The organism is Candidatus Nitrospira nitrificans (assembly GCF_001458775.1).
GTDB lineage: Bacteria > Nitrospirota > Nitrospiria > Nitrospirales > Nitrospiraceae > Nitrospira_D > Nitrospira_D nitrificans.
This window is the reverse complement of record NZ_CZPZ01000031.1, coordinates 119223-134250: the sequence shown is the minus strand read 5'-3', so window position 1 is coordinate 134250 and position 15028 is coordinate 119223. Positions and strand designations below refer to the sequence as shown.

The following is a 15028-nucleotide window of genomic DNA, read 5'->3' as shown; positions in this document are numbered from 1 at the left end:
ATTCACCTTCCTGTTGCCATGAAAAAGCGGATCCCCATCGACGAATTACAGCCGGGTATGCGGATCGACAAGTTAGATCGGTCCTGGCTGGATACACCGTTTTTTCGACACCGAATGACGGTCACATCCTTCGAGCAAATCGCGCAATTAAAAGCCAGCGGAGTACGAACGCTGGTGGTGAATCTCGACGCGGAGGACATTCCGGATACGCCGGAAGCGGAACCGGACATCGCCACGGATCCCCTGTTCGCGGCAGCAAAAGAACCGGCATCGGTCCCTCCCCCTATCCCATTCGAGGAGGAACTGCCGGAGGCCAGGCGCGTGTATCACGCCGCCAAGACGATCGTGCAGAACGCCATGCATGACACAAGGCTTGGACGGGCGATCAATATAAATGAAGTCAATCGGGTCGTCTCCGACATGACCGGCAGCGTGCTCAGAAATCTCGATGCCCTGACCAGCTTATCGAGACTCAAGAAGTTCGATGAATACACCTTCTACCACTCCATCAATACCTCGATCTTGGCCATGTCCCTGGGACGCGCTCTGAGATTTGAACGAACCGCCCTGCATCAGATCGGAGTCGGCACGTTGCTGCATGACATCGGAAAAACCAAGATCCCTCCGGAAATCCTGAACAAACCAGGCCGGTTTGAACCGCATGAGATGGAGATCATGAAGCAGCATGTCCTACGGGGAGTGGAGGTGCTCACCACGACTACCGGATTGGGTGATTCTTACCTACGCCCCGCACTCGAGCATCACGAACGGGTAGACGGCACCGGGTATCCACACCGACGAGTCAGAAGCGAACTCAGCCAATTCGGCCTCATCGCCGCAGTCGTCGACATCTACGATGCGATCACCAGCGATCGCTGCTACCACAAGGGACATGTGCCGCATGAGGCTCTACGGTTTCTCTATCGCTTGGCGCTGGAGGGACATTTGGACGCCACCTTGGTCCAGCAATTCATCCACGTGGTGGGGGTTTATCCGGCAGGTTCAGTCGTGGAGTTGAATACGGGAGAAGTCGCCATCGTCAAACAGATCCACCACCATGCGCCGCTGACGCCGGTGGTGCTCTTGGTCAAAAGTGCGGGGAATACGTTGCTCTCCAAGCCTTATGAGCTGGACCTGGTCGCACAGATAGCCACACCGCATCGCAAGATCACAGCCATTCTGGATCCCCGGCGGTCCGGCATTGATCCGACCGACTACCTCGACAAGAAAGCGGCATGAGCCCTCTCGCCGCAGGAATACATTCGCAACTTTAATCATGCGGCTATCAACACCTATTTCCGAGATCTCGTGACAGAACCACATCGTCAAAGACTCCCGACCCCATTTGAACAGAAACCGACAACATATTGACGGACTGAGCCCTCTTGCACCGTCAATATTCTGAACATTCCGTACCCCGCGTAACTACGTACTCGTCAAATCCTTGCACTACCGACATGGGGACCATGTGGCGCGGCTCTTGCTTGAGTTCATCAGCAGCTGTGCACACAACCACCGAGGAGGGATCGATGGAATGTCCGAAATGTAACGGGATGCTGATGTTGGAGCGGTTCTCGGATTTCTTTCTGGTCTTCTATGCATGGAAATGCCTCAACTGCGGCGCGATCATCGACCGTACCATTTCCAACAATCGAAGAAAGAGTCTGGCGGCTCGAGAGTCACAGACCGTCGCCACCCGGTAGGATCCTACTGCTCGGGACCTGGTCTCGAGCCCGCAGGGACCGAGCGGCAGCCACGGCTGGCTAGCGGGATCCTATCCAACGGTCTATCCAAGCCGTCGGCAACTATCCGGTCTGGTCAGTCGTGGAGTTGAATGCGGTGATTGACACCGTCCGATCTCGTGATCAAGGCGAGGCGTCGCACGATTGCTTTCCATGAATCTATGCGGTTCTCTCAATCACGGCGCGAAGAGCCCCGTCACAGAGGACTCTTCACTGGAGTATGACGACAACGATTTAGCCATTAACCATTTCATCGTTATCGGTCACGCACGTATTACCTCGGCCGGCTGCGGCGCCCCTGAGGAGTCGAGCCTGTAGGCATAGGCCTCTTTCATTTTGATGTTACCGCTATCCGTATACACGAAGAGTCGCTTGCCGTCGGTGCGTGTCTTCACGATTCCATAGGACGTACGGCTGAATCCGTAAAATGGGCCGCGTCGTTTATATTCCTGGTCATCCACGGAACGGCACCACTTCTCTTCTTTGAAGAAGGCCACCAGTTCCGTCACCAAGATCAGCGGCTCAGGGCCCCTTGCCCATTTTCCTAACGCCCCCATCAATGTCGCCCGGGGATGGATGTATTCTTTCCTCGCGTTTCATCTCCGCTCGAGACCACGCTCACGACCGGCGAGACAGCCTGGAAGAATGCCCCGGAAAAATCGGCCGAACCATGATGAGGCGCTTTGAATACTTCCGATTTCAGGTTGAGGCTGCCGCGATTGTGCTCACGGGCAAGGAACCGGCCGGCTTCGTCATTGAGATCACCAGAGAACAGGTAACTGAACCCTCCATATATTAGGCGAAAGACGATGGAGTGTCCGTTGATCGTGTGCGATGCCGAATGTCCTTTGAAGCCCGCCTCTTTGACGCTCAACGATTCATGACCGATTCTTGGCCCCTTGGGAGGATTGCCGAGGAATCGCAATGCCGGTTTTTCACTCATGGTGGTCACGAGGGGGCCAAGCACCTCAATTCGCAGGTCTCCATTATTGAAAAAGGCAAAGGCGTTGTCGTCGCCGAACTGCAATCGCCGGATCTCGACATTCTTTCTACTGTTGTACTGAGACAGGGCTTGCTTCCATTTCCGGAACGGCTCGTTCATGTCCGCATCGGCTACTGCCAGGAGATCGTCTTCCAAGCCGACGAGGAACAGTCGGCCGTCCACTGTTTTGGTTGGGCCGAGTTGTTTGGTTTCGGGGACATTCATCTTGTTGACCGTGGTCGGGCGTTTGACAATGCCGTTGTGGTAGACACGCTTCGGCTGCATGAACAGCCTCTTTCGCTTCTCCTTGTTGGTTTCCGACGTAAAGATCTCGGTGAGGCCGGCGAAATGGTCGGCGTCTCCATGGGTGACAATGATGCACTCGACTTCCCGGGGGTTCGTGATCGTCGTGCCACGAAAGCGGCCGGCCAAATAGCGAGCGAACATTTGGTTGTCGCCGCCGTCGACAAGGATGATTTTTCCATCCGGAGATTCAATGACGGTGCCGTCTCCCTGCTGGACATCGACGACATTGACCTTGAGCACCCTGTTGTCCTTGAGCGGCCTCGTGATCGTCTCGATCTTGATGCCGGAGGACTTGCTCGGCTCGATATAGCCCGTGATGGATTCCGGCAAGATACTGCCATCCGATCGTTGGCGAAAGACCGTCGTGCCGACTTCAATATGGCTGCTGGTTTCCTTCACAACCGACACTTCGTCACCCCAAGCAACCGTCCGGATAAATTTCTTTCGACCCTTTTGCTCCCACACATCTGCCAGATCTACATTGAGAACGCATTTCTTACCCATACACACCCTCCTCCGCTAAGGAACAATCTCACATTTATCGAGAACAGATCCCGCCCGCTCTCCATCGGTATCCGGAAGCTCATCGCGGCTGACGATCAGTTTCTCGGCCGCTTCCGTTCAATGGGAGAGAGTTTGAGGGTTGTTCTCCGATCGCTGGACATACACATCTGCTTCAACCTTGGAGCGGCCCGCGGTAATGGCGATGCGGATGCGTACACGTCGTAGTTGACGTTGACGCCGTCGGCCATGGCCTGCTTGTATCCATGACAAGGTTTTGATTGAAGAAGCCGAAGGCCGCTTGCTGGGTAGGGCGATGAGGCCGATGAGGTGCATCGAAGTATTCCAACACCTGCGCTAAACCAATCGGGACACCTGCTACAGTTTCCTCCTCACATCCTTCCAATCCTTCGCCACCTTGGCCTTGCGCGGCGCCTCGCCCTTCGCGGGTTCCGGCACCATGATCGCGTCGAGACGACGCTGCAGAAATGCCTCGGCAAATGCTTTGGATCGGCCGACCCCGGTTTTGATGGTCTTCCAGCCCGAGGCATGGAGCTCGTCAATCTTTGTCCCCAAGGCCATTGTGTCAGCGGGCAGCGCCAACACATAGCCGGTTGGAAACTTGTGTTTCTTCAACCAATCCCTGACCTCTGCGCTCCGCTGAAATCCGTCTATCCCCACGGGTACATTCACCACATACACAACCTTGTAATAAAACTGCGTGAGCTTCCCAAGCTCATTCACTGCCTCGGCTATCGGTTTCCGTTCCGATTCAAGGATGATTCCGATGGGAGGGATTCGACTCGGCGTCGGTTCCTCGATCAAGGACGACAGTTCGATCACGAGGATTGGCTGCCGCCTCTCCCACACCGCGAGATTCGCCTGGCCTTCCGCCTGGTCGACTCGTGGGCTGTTGCCGACGCGGACTTGGACCGGCGCGAGACCTTGCGCCTTTGGAGTATAGGTGAAGAACGCCCGGCCATCACCGCCGGTCAACGCCGTGGCGACAACCTTCCCATCCACCACGAGTTCAAGTGGCTCCCCGCCCAATGCGGCAATGAGCATGAGTCGTTTCGAGATAAGTTTGGCTTCTACGGTGGTTGCCTGGCCCGGAGCCGTCAGCGCGTCTCTGACGAGAATCGCGGCGGAACTTTTCTCCGCGGCGAACAATAGACTCGGTGAGACAACGATGAGAAGGAAGAGAGCGAAACAGGCTTCGCGGGTTTGGCTCATGGTCTGCCGCATCGCCTTACCGGCCAAGAAAAGAACGGATCACGAATTGATGTGTGGACGCTAGGCTTTCAGGGCTTTGAGCACTTCGTCCGCGTGGCCGTCGACGCTCACCTTCCGAAAGATCGCCTTGAGCTTGCCTTCGAGATCGATGACGAACGTGCTGCGCTCGATCCCCCAGTACTTTTTCCCGTACATGTTCTTCTCTTTGTACACGCCGTAGGCCTTGGAAATCGCCGCATCTTCATCGCTGAGAAGCGGGAACGGCAGTCCGAATTTCTTGATGAACTTCTGGTGCGATTCTTTCCCATCCAAACTCACTCCGACAATGGCGCCTCCCGCCCGGATGATCTGCGACTCCACATCGCGAAAATCACAGGACTCTTTCGTGCAGCCCGGGGTATCGTCTTTCGGATAGAAGTAGAGGACGATCTGTTTCCCCTTGAAACTCTTCAAGGTCACGGATTTCCCATGCTGGTCCGGAATCGCAAGTTCCGGCGCGTTATCTCCGACCGCAAGTTCTTTGCTCATAGATCCATCCTTTTCAATATCTCGGCATTCCGCCGAAGTTCGGCCGATGGGTCCCATAGGGACGATCCTTGGTGCGGTTCTTGTTCTCGGGATTCCCATACGCTGAAAGCGCCGGCGAGTCCCAGATGGTCTTGTCTCCGGGAGACAGGTTGGCTGCTTCCAGAAAATGCTGTCTGGCGACTGCTGAATCGCCCAGTGCGTTCAAGGCCAACGCATAGTTGTAATGGGCCGGCCCGGATTGCGGAGCCGCCGCGACGGCTTGCTCGAAATACCGTTTGGCCTCCTCGTACTGTTGCGCCTGATAGGCTTGCGTTCCTTGGTCGGTCAGCGCCGTGGCCTGAGCCTTGACCTCGCCATCAAGGGCAAGCGGTACAAGCGGTTTGCGTTTCTGCATACAGGCCGTCGTCCCAACCAGCAACAACACGAGACCCCACATCGCCAATAGTGGTATGGTTTTTCTCATGTAAAACAACCTCGACGGTCAGACCTACGTCTGTTTGCGCGTCTCTTCTTCGAAGGTTTTTCGATACAAGATATCCCACTCCGCGCTTCCATCAACGATCCCTCGAGAATACGATGCCAACTTGGCTTTCACCCTTCGGTCGATCTCCTGTTCCTGCATCAACTCAGCGACCACTACCTGTTTAATCGCTTTTAATACCCGTTCATCCTTGCCCGTAACTTTCGCTCCGGTATAGCTCTTGACGGCTGTGAGGATGACATGTGCCAGATGGTTCGCCTTGTCTTCGCTCAACATTTTGGGTCCAAGTCAATGGTCACTCGGCACTGGTCAATGGCCGGAAAAACTCTCTACAACCAATTCGTTTCTCGCCGATGACCCATGATCATCGCCCAATGACCTTCACAAAATAATTCCCCGCTCACGAACCAACTTCTGTTTCACCATCTGGAACATCTTTTGATAATCGACCTGCCCTTGCGCAATTTGCTGTTCGTAGGCCTTCAGCAACTGCCGCACTTCCGCATTCACACGATCTTCAACGGATAATTCATGCGTGATGGCCTGATCCAATACCTCGACGAACCCCTTCCGGTCTCCGATGAATTCGATGTGCCCTTCCTCGTGGAGACGACCGATGAGGTTCTCGGCCATATGCCGCACACGCTCTTTGGACAGCCGCATGACGTTTACACCGGTTCGAGTTGAATGGTCGCGACATCCATGACCTGCCGAAGTTTGGTCGCATCCCCTATGATCGTCCCGATGATATTTACGCGATCAGCCGGAACCGGATCGATCCCTACGCTCATGGGAGTTCGCCCAAAAAAGATCGCCAAAACCTTCCCGGCGCCCCAGAAGGCAATGTCTCCGACCTTCACCTGGGTCGTCGCGGTTTCCCGGTAGTCGCGAACTCCTGAAATCGGGAAGTAGAATTCCTCTCCCCACGTGCTGATCGCAGCCGTGACCGGAAGCGCCGCATACACTTCGTCTGCCGTCTTCGTCTTTCTGAGTTCCGCTTCCAGCCGAACTCCGCCAATGATAATACGAATTCGTTTCGCCGGCGCGGTCATGCGATCGATGGCCCACCCGTTTCTTCACTGCGTTCTTCGCGATGTTGCGAACTGTAGCTTGTCTCCTATACGAAATCAAGGCTACAATCCGCGAGATGCTGACCTCCAGCTTCATCTTCCTCCCGGGTATCGGACCAGTCACGGAACGGCGCTGGTGGCAAGAGGGCTTGCTCGATTGGCAAAGTTTCCTGGATCGACCGTCCGTCGCCGGCCTCTCTCAACAACGCAAGAACTGGTATGATGAAGAGCTCCGCGAGGCGCAATCGCTGGTAGCGAGGGAACAGCTTCATATGTTTGGCTCCCGCCTTCCGCGTCGAGAACATTGGCGACTATACAACACCTACCGCTCTCGGACCGGGTATCTTGATATCGAAACGACCGGCGCATCACCCGAATCCGGAGCGGTCACAGTCGTTGGACTTCATCGCGGAGGGACAACGACAAGCCTGGTTCGCGGTGAAAATCTGACGACAGAGCGGTTGCAGGCGGAGCTCGACCAGTGTGACCTCCTCGTGACTTTTTTCGGATCGGTCTTCGATGTCCCCTACCTCTGTGCCGAGTTTCCGAATCTCCGATTTCCCCTATTCCACGTCGACCTTTGCTTTGTCGCCCGTCGGCTTTCGTTACGCGGGGGGCTGAAGCGCATCGAACAAGAAATGGGGATCGACCGCGATGCAACCATCAGTGGCCTCGACGGATTGGATGCGGTTCGCCTGTGGTTCCAGTGGCGCCGAGGTGACACAATCGCCCGTGAGACTCTCTTGAGCTACAACCGAGCGGATACCGAAAACCTCGTGCACCTTGCCGACCGTTTCTATGAGGACATGGTGTCGCGCTTCGGGCCGTCCTTATTGTCGACCACCCTTCAACCGACCTCTTCCCAATGAGCACCTGGATCGGCGCCGGTCGGAGCGAGATCGGACACGTTCGCACCGTCAACCAAGATGCGTTCGCGATCCTCGATGAGGCAGGTGTCTGGGCCGTCGCAGATGGAATGGGCGGGCATGTCGGCGGTGAAGTCGCCGCGCAAACGGCTATCGCCACCGTACAAGCCGAAGCAAGAACAGCGGGCGGTCTGCTTTCTGGCGGTCAAGCCTCACCCGTGGATGTGTTAACAGACATGATCAGCCGAGCACATAATGCGATCCTCAATCGGGCTCGATCAAAATCCAAGCTGAAAGGGATGGGCACAACCATCGTGATCCTGGCGATCGTCTCCGGTCCCGCTCCGATTGCCTACCTCGCCCATGTCGGCGACAGTCGCGCCTATCGATTTCGATCCGGCACATTGACTCCCTTGACTAAAGACCATACGTTGATCGAAAAATACCTGGAGCGCGGCATCCTCACGGCAGACATGGCCAAAACTCATCCGGAACGACATGTGTTGACACGCGCCTTAGGAGTGGGATTGACGGTGAAACCCACCATCACGGCCTATCCGCTCCTGCCGGAGGATCTGATCCTGCTCTGCTCGGATGGGCTGACCAAGATGTTGGAGGACGAGGATATCCGCACCCTGCTCGCTGCAGGTGAGCCCGACCCGGCTCAAATCTGCCGCCGTCTCATCACGGCGGCGCTCGATCGGGGAGGCGAAGATAACGTCACCGTGATTGCGGTGGCCCCGCGCTCCGCTTGACTCTACTTCGTTGTTGACATGGCCCCTCAGGCCGTGTAGCTTTTCGGATCATTCTAACCTTTTGAACCTTGTCATGCGCATGGAGACTCTTATGCCCCGTCGGGGATCATTCGCCTGTGGAAGCCTCTTGCTCCTGATCGGTTTTGCTACGGTCGCGAGCGCCGGTGACCCACTCGATCCAGAAACGGCCATTCGTCAAATGGTCCGGGCCAACGCGGAAAAAGACCTCCCGACACTGTCTCGCCTCATGGCCCACGATGCCGATATCGTCAGTTACACAGTCGGTGGTCGCAAATACATCGGCTGGCCTGAGTTTGAACGGGAAATGCGTGAAGAATTTATCAACACCCAAAAGATCGAGATTCCGATTACGGAGCTCAAAGTCTGGACGAAAGGCGACCTGGCCTGGTTTACGATGGAACTCGACTATACTCGTTATGTCGGCGAAGGATCCGCCGTGAAGCGCACGGTCCTGCCCTTGAGGGAAACCGGCGTCCTCGAACGGCGTGCCGGACGTTGGCAATTATTGTCGTGGCACGAATCGTTCCGATCGGCTCAACCTGGGGGACCTCTTGCCTCGCCGTCCCCGGCTGCGGGGTCGCAAAAGCTCGTCAGCAGCGCGGCTGTCGCGCTGCCGGATGTGAGCGGGGAATGGGATATTCTCGAAGTCGAAGACGACAAACGCTACAAGGCGACGCTCGATAAGAGCGGGAACGGCCCCTACACGCAACAGGGCGGACGGTTTACCACGACAAAAATCGAGAACCGACTGTGGCAAGGCACCTGGCACCAGCCCGGCAACGATCGCGAAGGCGGGTTTGAGGTACTCCTGTCGGAAGACGGCACGCAGGCGAAGGGAATTTGGTGGTACACGCGGGTCGATACGAGGAAAAATATTCCACCGAAGGAACATGGCGGCACCTATCACTGGAAGAAGGTGACCTCATCACCAGCCAGTGGCCAATGAGCTGGCCTGTTGCTTCCAGTCATACCAAGACATCGGAGTCCGGTTCAAACATCACCGCTTCACTTCCTCTGGAGGTCTTATGCGCAGATCCCTCACTCTGTTTTTCTCTCTCTTCTTCATGATCTCATCGGCCTACGCCGACGGGGGGCATGAGCATCACGCCATTCCCACCCTGAAAAAACAGGTGGGCTCAAAAATCACCTATGGAGAAAACACCGCTGTTTTAACCTTCGGCCCCATCGACCTTCCGACCGGCCATGGTGAAGGCGATATGGGCGATTCCATGCCGCGATTCAATTTCCAGTTGCCGGAAGACAAATATTTGATCGGCTTCAAATCGGCCCTTTCCACAGTCGACGGGAAGGAATTGCCGAGAAATTACCTGCATCATATTTTGATGATCAACAACACCAAGCCCAGCGTGTCCTGCCCCGGTGAGCCGCTCTTCTTCGGTGGGGCCGGACTCGAAATGTCGGAAACCCAATTCCCCGATGGATACGGCGTCCAACTTTCGGCAACCGATAAGTTAATGACGGTGGTCGCGTTCTATCACGGGGCCCCTCCCACGAAGGACGTCATCGCCACCTTTACAATGTACTTTGCGCCGAAGGCCAAACCGGTCAAAGCAATGGATATCTATCAGGTCGGCGTCAACATCGTCTGTTTCACTAAGTTCGGTGATCGGCCTGCGGATCAGACGGACGAAGGGATCGAAATCAGGCAAGGAGTCCAAGTCCATACGGCACCATTGAAGTTTCGGATGGACGGCTGTGTCAAATACGCCTATCCACACGGTCACGATGAATTGCTCATGATTGCGTTGGAAAATAAAACAAAAAAACAGACACTCCTCCGGACTGTGCCGGATGTGGAGCGGGACGGAACGCTCCGCGAATTCCTACCTCATCAAGTGTATAAAGACGGCAAGGGATTCCCGATCACCAAGGAAGATGACTATGAAATGGTGATGGTACACCATCATCCCCTTCAGAAAGCTGAACTCCAACATGGCATGGGCAATTACCTGCTGTACATGACGCCGGGTGCCTGCTCGGAACAGGGTAACACTGCCGCCGCCTACTGATCTCCTCTTGCAGGCCTGCCGACAAGAACCATCCTGCAGGCCTGCAAGCGGTCCATAGTTTCCCCAGCGTCCAAAATTGTTCATTCAACCAGCTTCGTAACCACCGCTCCCCTACGAAAGAACCGGCTACCAATCTGGGTTTCTCGCCGCCACTTGTGGTATCACAATCACACTGTCCGTACTGACGCATTGAGCAGTGTGTTATGGCTGAGTTGATTCATTGACACGCGGCGGCAATATGCGCAGCCCCGCAAAATGACCTCTCTAAGTGCAGGCTTGCCCAGAAACACGGGAATCGTGCCATGCCGCAGAGTGAGCCTGTTACCATCCTCCTCGTCAATGCGATCGCCGAAGAAATCAAACTAGCCACGCTCGGCCTCCGGAGATCATTTCCAAACTGCCGCGTCGAAGCGGTCTACACACTGGAGGAAGCGCTTCAGTGGGGACATCGGGCATTATGGCAGCTCATCGTAATTGATGAGGGGGTGATCGCCCCGCGCGCTACGCCTAGTTTCCAGGAACTGAAGCGACTTGTCCCCTATGCCACGCTCGTAGTGCAAACGGATCATGGCGACTCCGCCACCGCCTCGAATGCGCTTCGGTCCGGTGCGGACATTGTCCTTTACAAAAAGTCTCCGGGCTTTCTCGCCGAACTCGTGGTGTGTGCGAAAGGCGCGATCGAAACACGCGCTATCCGTATGACGCTCCAACAGACGCAGGAACGCCACGACCGTCTCATCGAAATGCTGAGCGATGGATTCTATGAACTCGACGGGAAAGGACGATTCGTGCAACTCAGCCCGGTCGCCGCCGACATGCTGGGCTACAGGCAAGACGAGTTGCTCGGCACTCCCTACTCCGCCGTCGTGCCCTCAGATCAACAGGATCTCGCTCGCCATCGCTTCAACGACCGCAGAACAGGGCCGCGAGCCGCCCAGCGTATAGAGATCGACCTCATCCGCAAGACCTCTTCCGGCAAACCTGCCCACACTCGAGTCAAAGCCGAGATCAGCGCAAGAGGGCTCTATGATGTGAATCGCCGATATCTGGGAACGCTGGGTCTGTTGCGCGATATTTCACAAGACCGCCGGCAGGCCAAGACCATTCACCAGCTTGAGCATCAACTTCGTGAATCCGATCGACTGCTCGCGATCGCTCGACGCGTGTCGACCTTATCAAAAACTCTGCGTGCCCCCCACCATGCGATACAAGTCCAATCTCAACTCCTGCTCAAAACCATCCGTGATGCGCGCCTGATCGAACAAGTCGATTCGCTCGCGACGTATGCCGCTGAAGCCGTCGATCTAGGAAGCGAACTCGCCCAGACCACGACGAATATCATTATTGGCCGAGACACCATCAATGACATCATCGAGGCCGTCGTGGCCTCCGCTCAACCATCCCTTGTGAACACTGATTGGATTGAACTGGTATATGGACAGGACCTTCCGCCCTTTACCGGAAGCGTCGACTCCATGGTCGATCTCGTTCGCATGCTTCTCTCATATGCCCACCGTTATATGGCTGCTATAGGAACCCCACATCGATTACGAGTCAGTACCAGGGTCGCCAGTTCAAACGACCCCTCCGTAGACCAAGGGACCGCCTCGCTTCCACAAGCCACGGTCACCGAATTCGAAATTCACATCCAAGAGACGGATATCATCCCCACTGTTGAAAAACCCACCCTCCAAGCAGCAACCGGCGATCTCTTTGAGGCCTATGGGATAATCAAGCGACTCGGAGGCCGCTGGGATTTTCGGGCTCCGCTCAGCGGCTTTCTGTCGCTCACGGTGCGGATTCCGGTGGAACCATCTCCGTTGCCGGACAGTCCCACTGTGCCTGTGCCCTCCGTCGTTTCTTCAGCGGGTGGGACAGCCGAGCGGACTGCCGAGGCGATTCTTCAGGCTCCGGCGCACACCTTGCCGACCGCCCCCCCCATCCACTCGATCCGACCATCGGAGCCGTTGCCTGAGCGCCGCGCATACACTCGGACCATCGTCGACCTCCCAGCGCGCATTACCATCGGCAACACGCTACACGAAGGCATCATGGTCGACTTGAGCCCGAGCGGAGCCTTGTTGGAGATCGAGGGTATCGTCCCCTCAGTTGAGCAACAGCCGGTCTATCTGATCCTCAAGACCGTCGTCAGTATCGTGGAATTGGATGCCACCGCGTATGACCGAGGAGAAACTCCCCGCCTGAGCGGCATCGAACAGCGCACCTCACGTCTCGCACTCGAGTTCAGCGCATTCAATGAAAGCCAAGGGAAGATCCTCACGTCGTTTATCGAGCAAGCACGCATGCGCGCGCTTGCCATAACGGTCGAAGCTCAATTTCCACCGATGGATAAGCCCAGCGATCTGGCAGAGGCCTGTACCGAAGCGAGCCTGCTGGGTACAGACCATCGTGAGACCATGAGAGTTCGAGTCGCGCTGCCGGTCCGTATAGAAACTTCTACCGCTGCGGCCGGACGTCTGTCGGGCCTCGTCATCAACTTCAGCAGAGGCGGTGTCTGCCTGCTCGCAGAACCGTTCCTGAAAATGACCGAGGAGGTACTTACGCTTCATTTCTCTTCGATCGGCACTCACAATCAACCGATGCTACAGCAACCAGACGCAATTCTGACCGGCCGCATGGTCTATCTCGCGCCCGATTCAACCGTTCCATCCGAGCTCACACCGGCTCCATCCCAACCGAGACAGCGCATCGGCATCCGTTTTTTTCAACCGGCGCCGCTCGTAGAACGAGAAGTCAACCGTGTGCTTGCACAACACATCGGCTCTTCCCTCAACATTGCGGCCCCAGACAGCCATTCCTTCATCGTCAGCGACAGATGGGAGTGCCGCAATACACGCGGCCAAGTTATTGCCGTGACGGCCGACCATGCTCGCCATCAGGTTTCACCCGATGCCCCGATCATCATCGTGATCCCCGGATTCGGATCGACCCAGACTGACTTCGTCTCACTCTCGTTTCATCTCGCTGTCAACCATTTGCGCGTGCTTCGCTATGACCACTCAAACCATGTCGGCCAAAGCGAAGGCAGTGTCCTGCACTTTACTTTAAGCAGCATGCAGGCAGATCTCCAGAGCGTTTTGGACCTTGTCCATACCACATGGCCCACCGCTCCGGTGACTCTCCTCTCCGAGGACATTGCTGCGCGAGTAACGGTGAAAGTCCTGGCCCAGAGCAGAGCGACTGATCGGCTTTTCTTATTGAATCCGGTCCTCGATCTAGAAACTGCTCTTTCCACTATCACTCACGCCGATGTCGTTGGAACCTACCGGCAAGGCCGTCGGTGGGGCGTCGTCAATCTCTGGGGCCTCAATGTCGACTTCGACAAGTTTGTCGACGATGCGATCACCGGACAGTATGTCGATGTAGCCTCGTTATCGACTGATCTTGCTCAACTGGTCACTCCGCCGATGACCCTCGCCTCTCCCGGAAAGAACCGTTCCATTGAAAACATCTTCGGCCCTCAACGTGTGCCTGTTCGTGCCATGGAAACCGCCCTATCCGTCGTATCGCTGCCGGACGACCTGTCCGGAGAATCCCGCGACGGCGAGCGCCGCGTTGAAGCCTTTGAGACGATCATGAAGATGATCTCCACGCCCATGATCGACGGTCATCCCTCAGCTCAGAGGCAGGAACCGAACATTCACGATGTGTCTCAGCAACGGCAGTTGGAGCATGAACGGATCCGCATCCGGTACCACATCTCGCAGGCCACACGCAGCGCCTTGTGGGGAGCTCACTTGGCTCATCTGTCTCAACTCGAACACTTGCCGGACTATTCGGCCATGACCAATGACCTATATCGACGGCTCCTTCCCCTTGAACCAGGTATGACTGTCCTCGATATCGGCTGCGGCCAAAGAAACTTCGTCCGTCTTATGTTGACCAATCAAGCCTATCGGTCGGCACATCACAGCAGACAAGCGACCGTCCCTCTCCGTTATGTCGGGTTGGACCAATCTGCCGAATCACTGAGACTTGCAGAACAGCATCTCCATACATTTGCGAAAGAATTGCCTGGCACGCTCAGAGCTGCCGTCCCAACTGCTCAATTGATGGCAACAAGCTGGATGCGCACGGACTGGGATGCACCGCTTCCTTTCGCCGACGGATCGATTGAGCGCATTCTCTGCCATCTCTCGCTCTCTTTCACTTCCTCACCCCTTCATTGCCTCAGACAGATGCTCCGAGTCTTGCATCCGAACGGGACATCCCTCGTGACCTGCCTTCAACCGCACACCGACCTCTCGATGCTGTTTCGCCGTCACCAGCTCGCCGAAGGCCACGACGGATTTGGGTCTCCGGCCCAGATCGTCCTTCACTATCTCGGCCGTCTGCGTGAAGCCATTCGCCACGGCTTATTGCATATCTACGAGCGGGATGAATTGACCCGTCTGCTGACTCATGCGGGTGCGGGGTCAATCCAGCTGTTCCCCATCCTCGACGGCCAACTCCTACTCGCCGTTGTACGGAAGACCAAATCTACTGGGTGAAA

General features: G+C 56.1%; 13 protein-coding genes and 1 pseudogene. 7 read left to right on the top strand and 7 right to left on the bottom strand.

What is annotated here, in order from left to right; translation table 11 throughout:
• The first annotated feature begins 18 nt into the window (after positions 1-18).
• Both COMA2_RS14710 and COMA2_RS20280 read left to right on the top strand, forming a co-directional pair.
• Entirely contained in the window at positions 19-1239 is a 1221-nt protein-coding gene (locus COMA2_RS14710; protein WP_090899821.1) for a cyclic di-GMP phosphodiesterase, read from the top strand.
• Positions 1240-1529: 290 nt separating this feature from the next.
• Positions 1530-1703, top strand: coding sequence for a hypothetical protein (locus COMA2_RS20280; RefSeq protein WP_090899819.1), 174 nt, complete (start codon positions 1530-1532; stop codon positions 1701-1703).
• Between the two features lie 302 nt (positions 1704-2005).
• Here COMA2_RS20280 and COMA2_RS20535 read toward each other — a convergent pair whose 3' ends face one another.
• The 7 genes and pseudogenes from COMA2_RS20535 to COMA2_RS14670 all read right to left on the bottom strand — a co-directional run bounded on the left by COMA2_RS20535 (position 2006) and on the right by COMA2_RS14670 (position 6825).
• The gene (locus COMA2_RS20535) at positions 2006-2299 is read right to left on the bottom strand and encodes a hypothetical protein (RefSeq protein WP_217490769.1); all 294 of its coding nucleotides are present in this window, start codon (positions 2297-2299) and stop codon (positions 2006-2008) included.
• Positions 2299-3534 (bottom strand): ComEC/Rec2 family competence protein, encoded by a 1236-nt coding sequence (locus COMA2_RS14700; protein WP_217490768.1) that lies wholly within the window; start codon positions 3532-3534, stop codon positions 2299-2301. Before COMA2_RS14700 ends, COMA2_RS20535 begins: the two co-directional genes overlap by 1 nt.
• 375 nt (positions 3535-3909) lie before the next feature.
• Positions 3910-4764: a hypothetical protein gene (locus COMA2_RS14695; RefSeq protein WP_139077400.1), complete on the bottom strand. Its 855-nt coding sequence runs from the start codon at positions 4762-4764 to the stop codon at positions 3910-3912.
• A 60-nt stretch (positions 4765-4824) separates the two neighbouring features.
• A complete protein-coding gene (bcp, locus tag COMA2_RS14690; RefSeq protein ID WP_090899812.1) occupies positions 4825-5292 on the bottom strand; it encodes a thioredoxin-dependent thiol peroxidase in 468 nt (155 codons plus the stop codon).
• Positions 5293-5305: 13 nt separating this feature from the next.
• Positions 5306-5755, bottom strand: coding sequence for a tetratricopeptide repeat protein (locus COMA2_RS14685; protein ID WP_139077398.1), 450 nt, complete (start codon positions 5753-5755; stop codon positions 5306-5308).
• Between the two features lie 24 nt (positions 5756-5779).
• A pseudogene (locus COMA2_RS20795) lies at positions 5780-6436 on the bottom strand (DUF507 family protein).
• Positions 6437-6441: 5 nt separating this feature from the next.
• Positions 6442-6825, bottom strand: coding sequence for a cyclophilin-like fold protein (locus COMA2_RS14670; RefSeq protein ID WP_090899800.1), 384 nt, complete (start codon positions 6823-6825; stop codon positions 6442-6444).
• A 95-nt stretch (positions 6826-6920) separates the two neighbouring features.
• Here COMA2_RS14670 and COMA2_RS14665 point away from each other — a divergent pair, with 95 nt between their 5' ends.
• From COMA2_RS14665 to COMA2_RS14645, 5 genes are all read left to right on the top strand, one after another.
• Positions 6921-7712 (top strand): ribonuclease H-like domain-containing protein, encoded by a 792-nt coding sequence (locus COMA2_RS14665; RefSeq protein WP_175304634.1) that lies wholly within the window; start codon positions 6921-6923, stop codon positions 7710-7712.
• Positions 7709-8464 carry a PP2C family protein-serine/threonine phosphatase gene (locus tag COMA2_RS14660; RefSeq protein WP_090899795.1) on the top strand — a complete coding sequence of 252 codons (756 nt, stop codon included), beginning with the start codon at positions 7709-7711 and terminating at the stop codon, positions 8462-8464. The genes COMA2_RS14665 and COMA2_RS14660 overlap by 4 nt, the downstream gene beginning before the upstream one ends.
• Before the next feature lie 91 nt (positions 8465-8555).
• Positions 8556-9431: a nuclear transport factor 2 family protein gene (locus COMA2_RS14655; RefSeq protein ID WP_175304633.1), complete on the top strand. Its 876-nt coding sequence runs from the start codon at positions 8556-8558 to the stop codon at positions 9429-9431.
• A gap of 79 nt (positions 9432-9510) precedes the next feature.
• Positions 9511-10515, top strand: a complete 1005-nt coding sequence (locus COMA2_RS14650) for a hypothetical protein (RefSeq protein WP_090899790.1) — start codon at positions 9511-9513, stop codon at positions 10513-10515.
• Between the two features lie 302 nt (positions 10516-10817).
• Positions 10818-15026, top strand: a complete 4209-nt coding sequence (locus COMA2_RS14645) for a PAS domain S-box protein (protein ID WP_090899786.1) — start codon at positions 10818-10820, stop codon at positions 15024-15026.
• Positions 15027-15028 lie beyond the last annotated feature (2 nt).

What these genes read in the sequence shown, in the direction of transcription:
- bcp (WP_090899812.1), bottom strand. Translation starts at nt 5,292, where the DNA reads ATGAGCAAAGAACTTGCGGTCGGAGATAACGCGCCGGAACTTGCGATT.
- COMA2_RS14710 (WP_090899821.1), top strand. Translation starts at nt 19, where the DNA reads ATGAAAAAGCGGATCCCCATCGACGAATTACAGCCGGGTATGCGGATC.
- COMA2_RS14670 (WP_090899800.1), bottom strand. Translation starts at nt 6,825, where the DNA reads ATGACCGCGCCGGCGAAACGAATTCGTATTATCATTGGCGGAGTTCGG.
- COMA2_RS20280 (WP_090899819.1), top strand. Translation starts at nt 1,530, where the DNA reads ATGGAATGTCCGAAATGTAACGGGATGCTGATGTTGGAGCGGTTCTCG.
- COMA2_RS14700 (WP_217490768.1), bottom strand. Translation starts at nt 3,534, where the DNA reads ATGGGTAAGAAATGCGTTCTCAATGTAGATCTGGCAGATGTGTGGGAG.
- COMA2_RS14655 (WP_175304633.1), top strand. Translation starts at nt 8,556, where the DNA reads ATGCCCCGTCGGGGATCATTCGCCTGTGGAAGCCTCTTGCTCCTGATC.
- COMA2_RS14650 (WP_090899790.1), top strand. Translation starts at nt 9,511, where the DNA reads ATGCGCAGATCCCTCACTCTGTTTTTCTCTCTCTTCTTCATGATCTCA.
- COMA2_RS20535 (WP_217490769.1), bottom strand. Translation starts at nt 2,299, where the DNA reads ATGGGGGCGTTAGGAAAATGGGCAAGGGGCCCTGAGCCGCTGATCTTG.
- COMA2_RS14685 (WP_139077398.1), bottom strand. Translation starts at nt 5,755, where the DNA reads ATGAGAAAAACCATACCACTATTGGCGATGTGGGGTCTCGTGTTGTTG.
- COMA2_RS14660 (WP_090899795.1), top strand. Translation starts at nt 7,709, where the DNA reads ATGAGCACCTGGATCGGCGCCGGTCGGAGCGAGATCGGACACGTTCGC.
- COMA2_RS14695 (WP_139077400.1), bottom strand. Translation starts at nt 4,764, where the DNA reads ATGAGCCAAACCCGCGAAGCCTGTTTCGCTCTCTTCCTTCTCATCGTT.
- COMA2_RS14645 (WP_090899786.1), top strand. Translation starts at nt 10,818, where the DNA reads ATGCCGCAGAGTGAGCCTGTTACCATCCTCCTCGTCAATGCGATCGCC.
- COMA2_RS14665 (WP_175304634.1), top strand. Translation starts at nt 6,921, where the DNA reads ATGCTGACCTCCAGCTTCATCTTCCTCCCGGGTATCGGACCAGTCACG.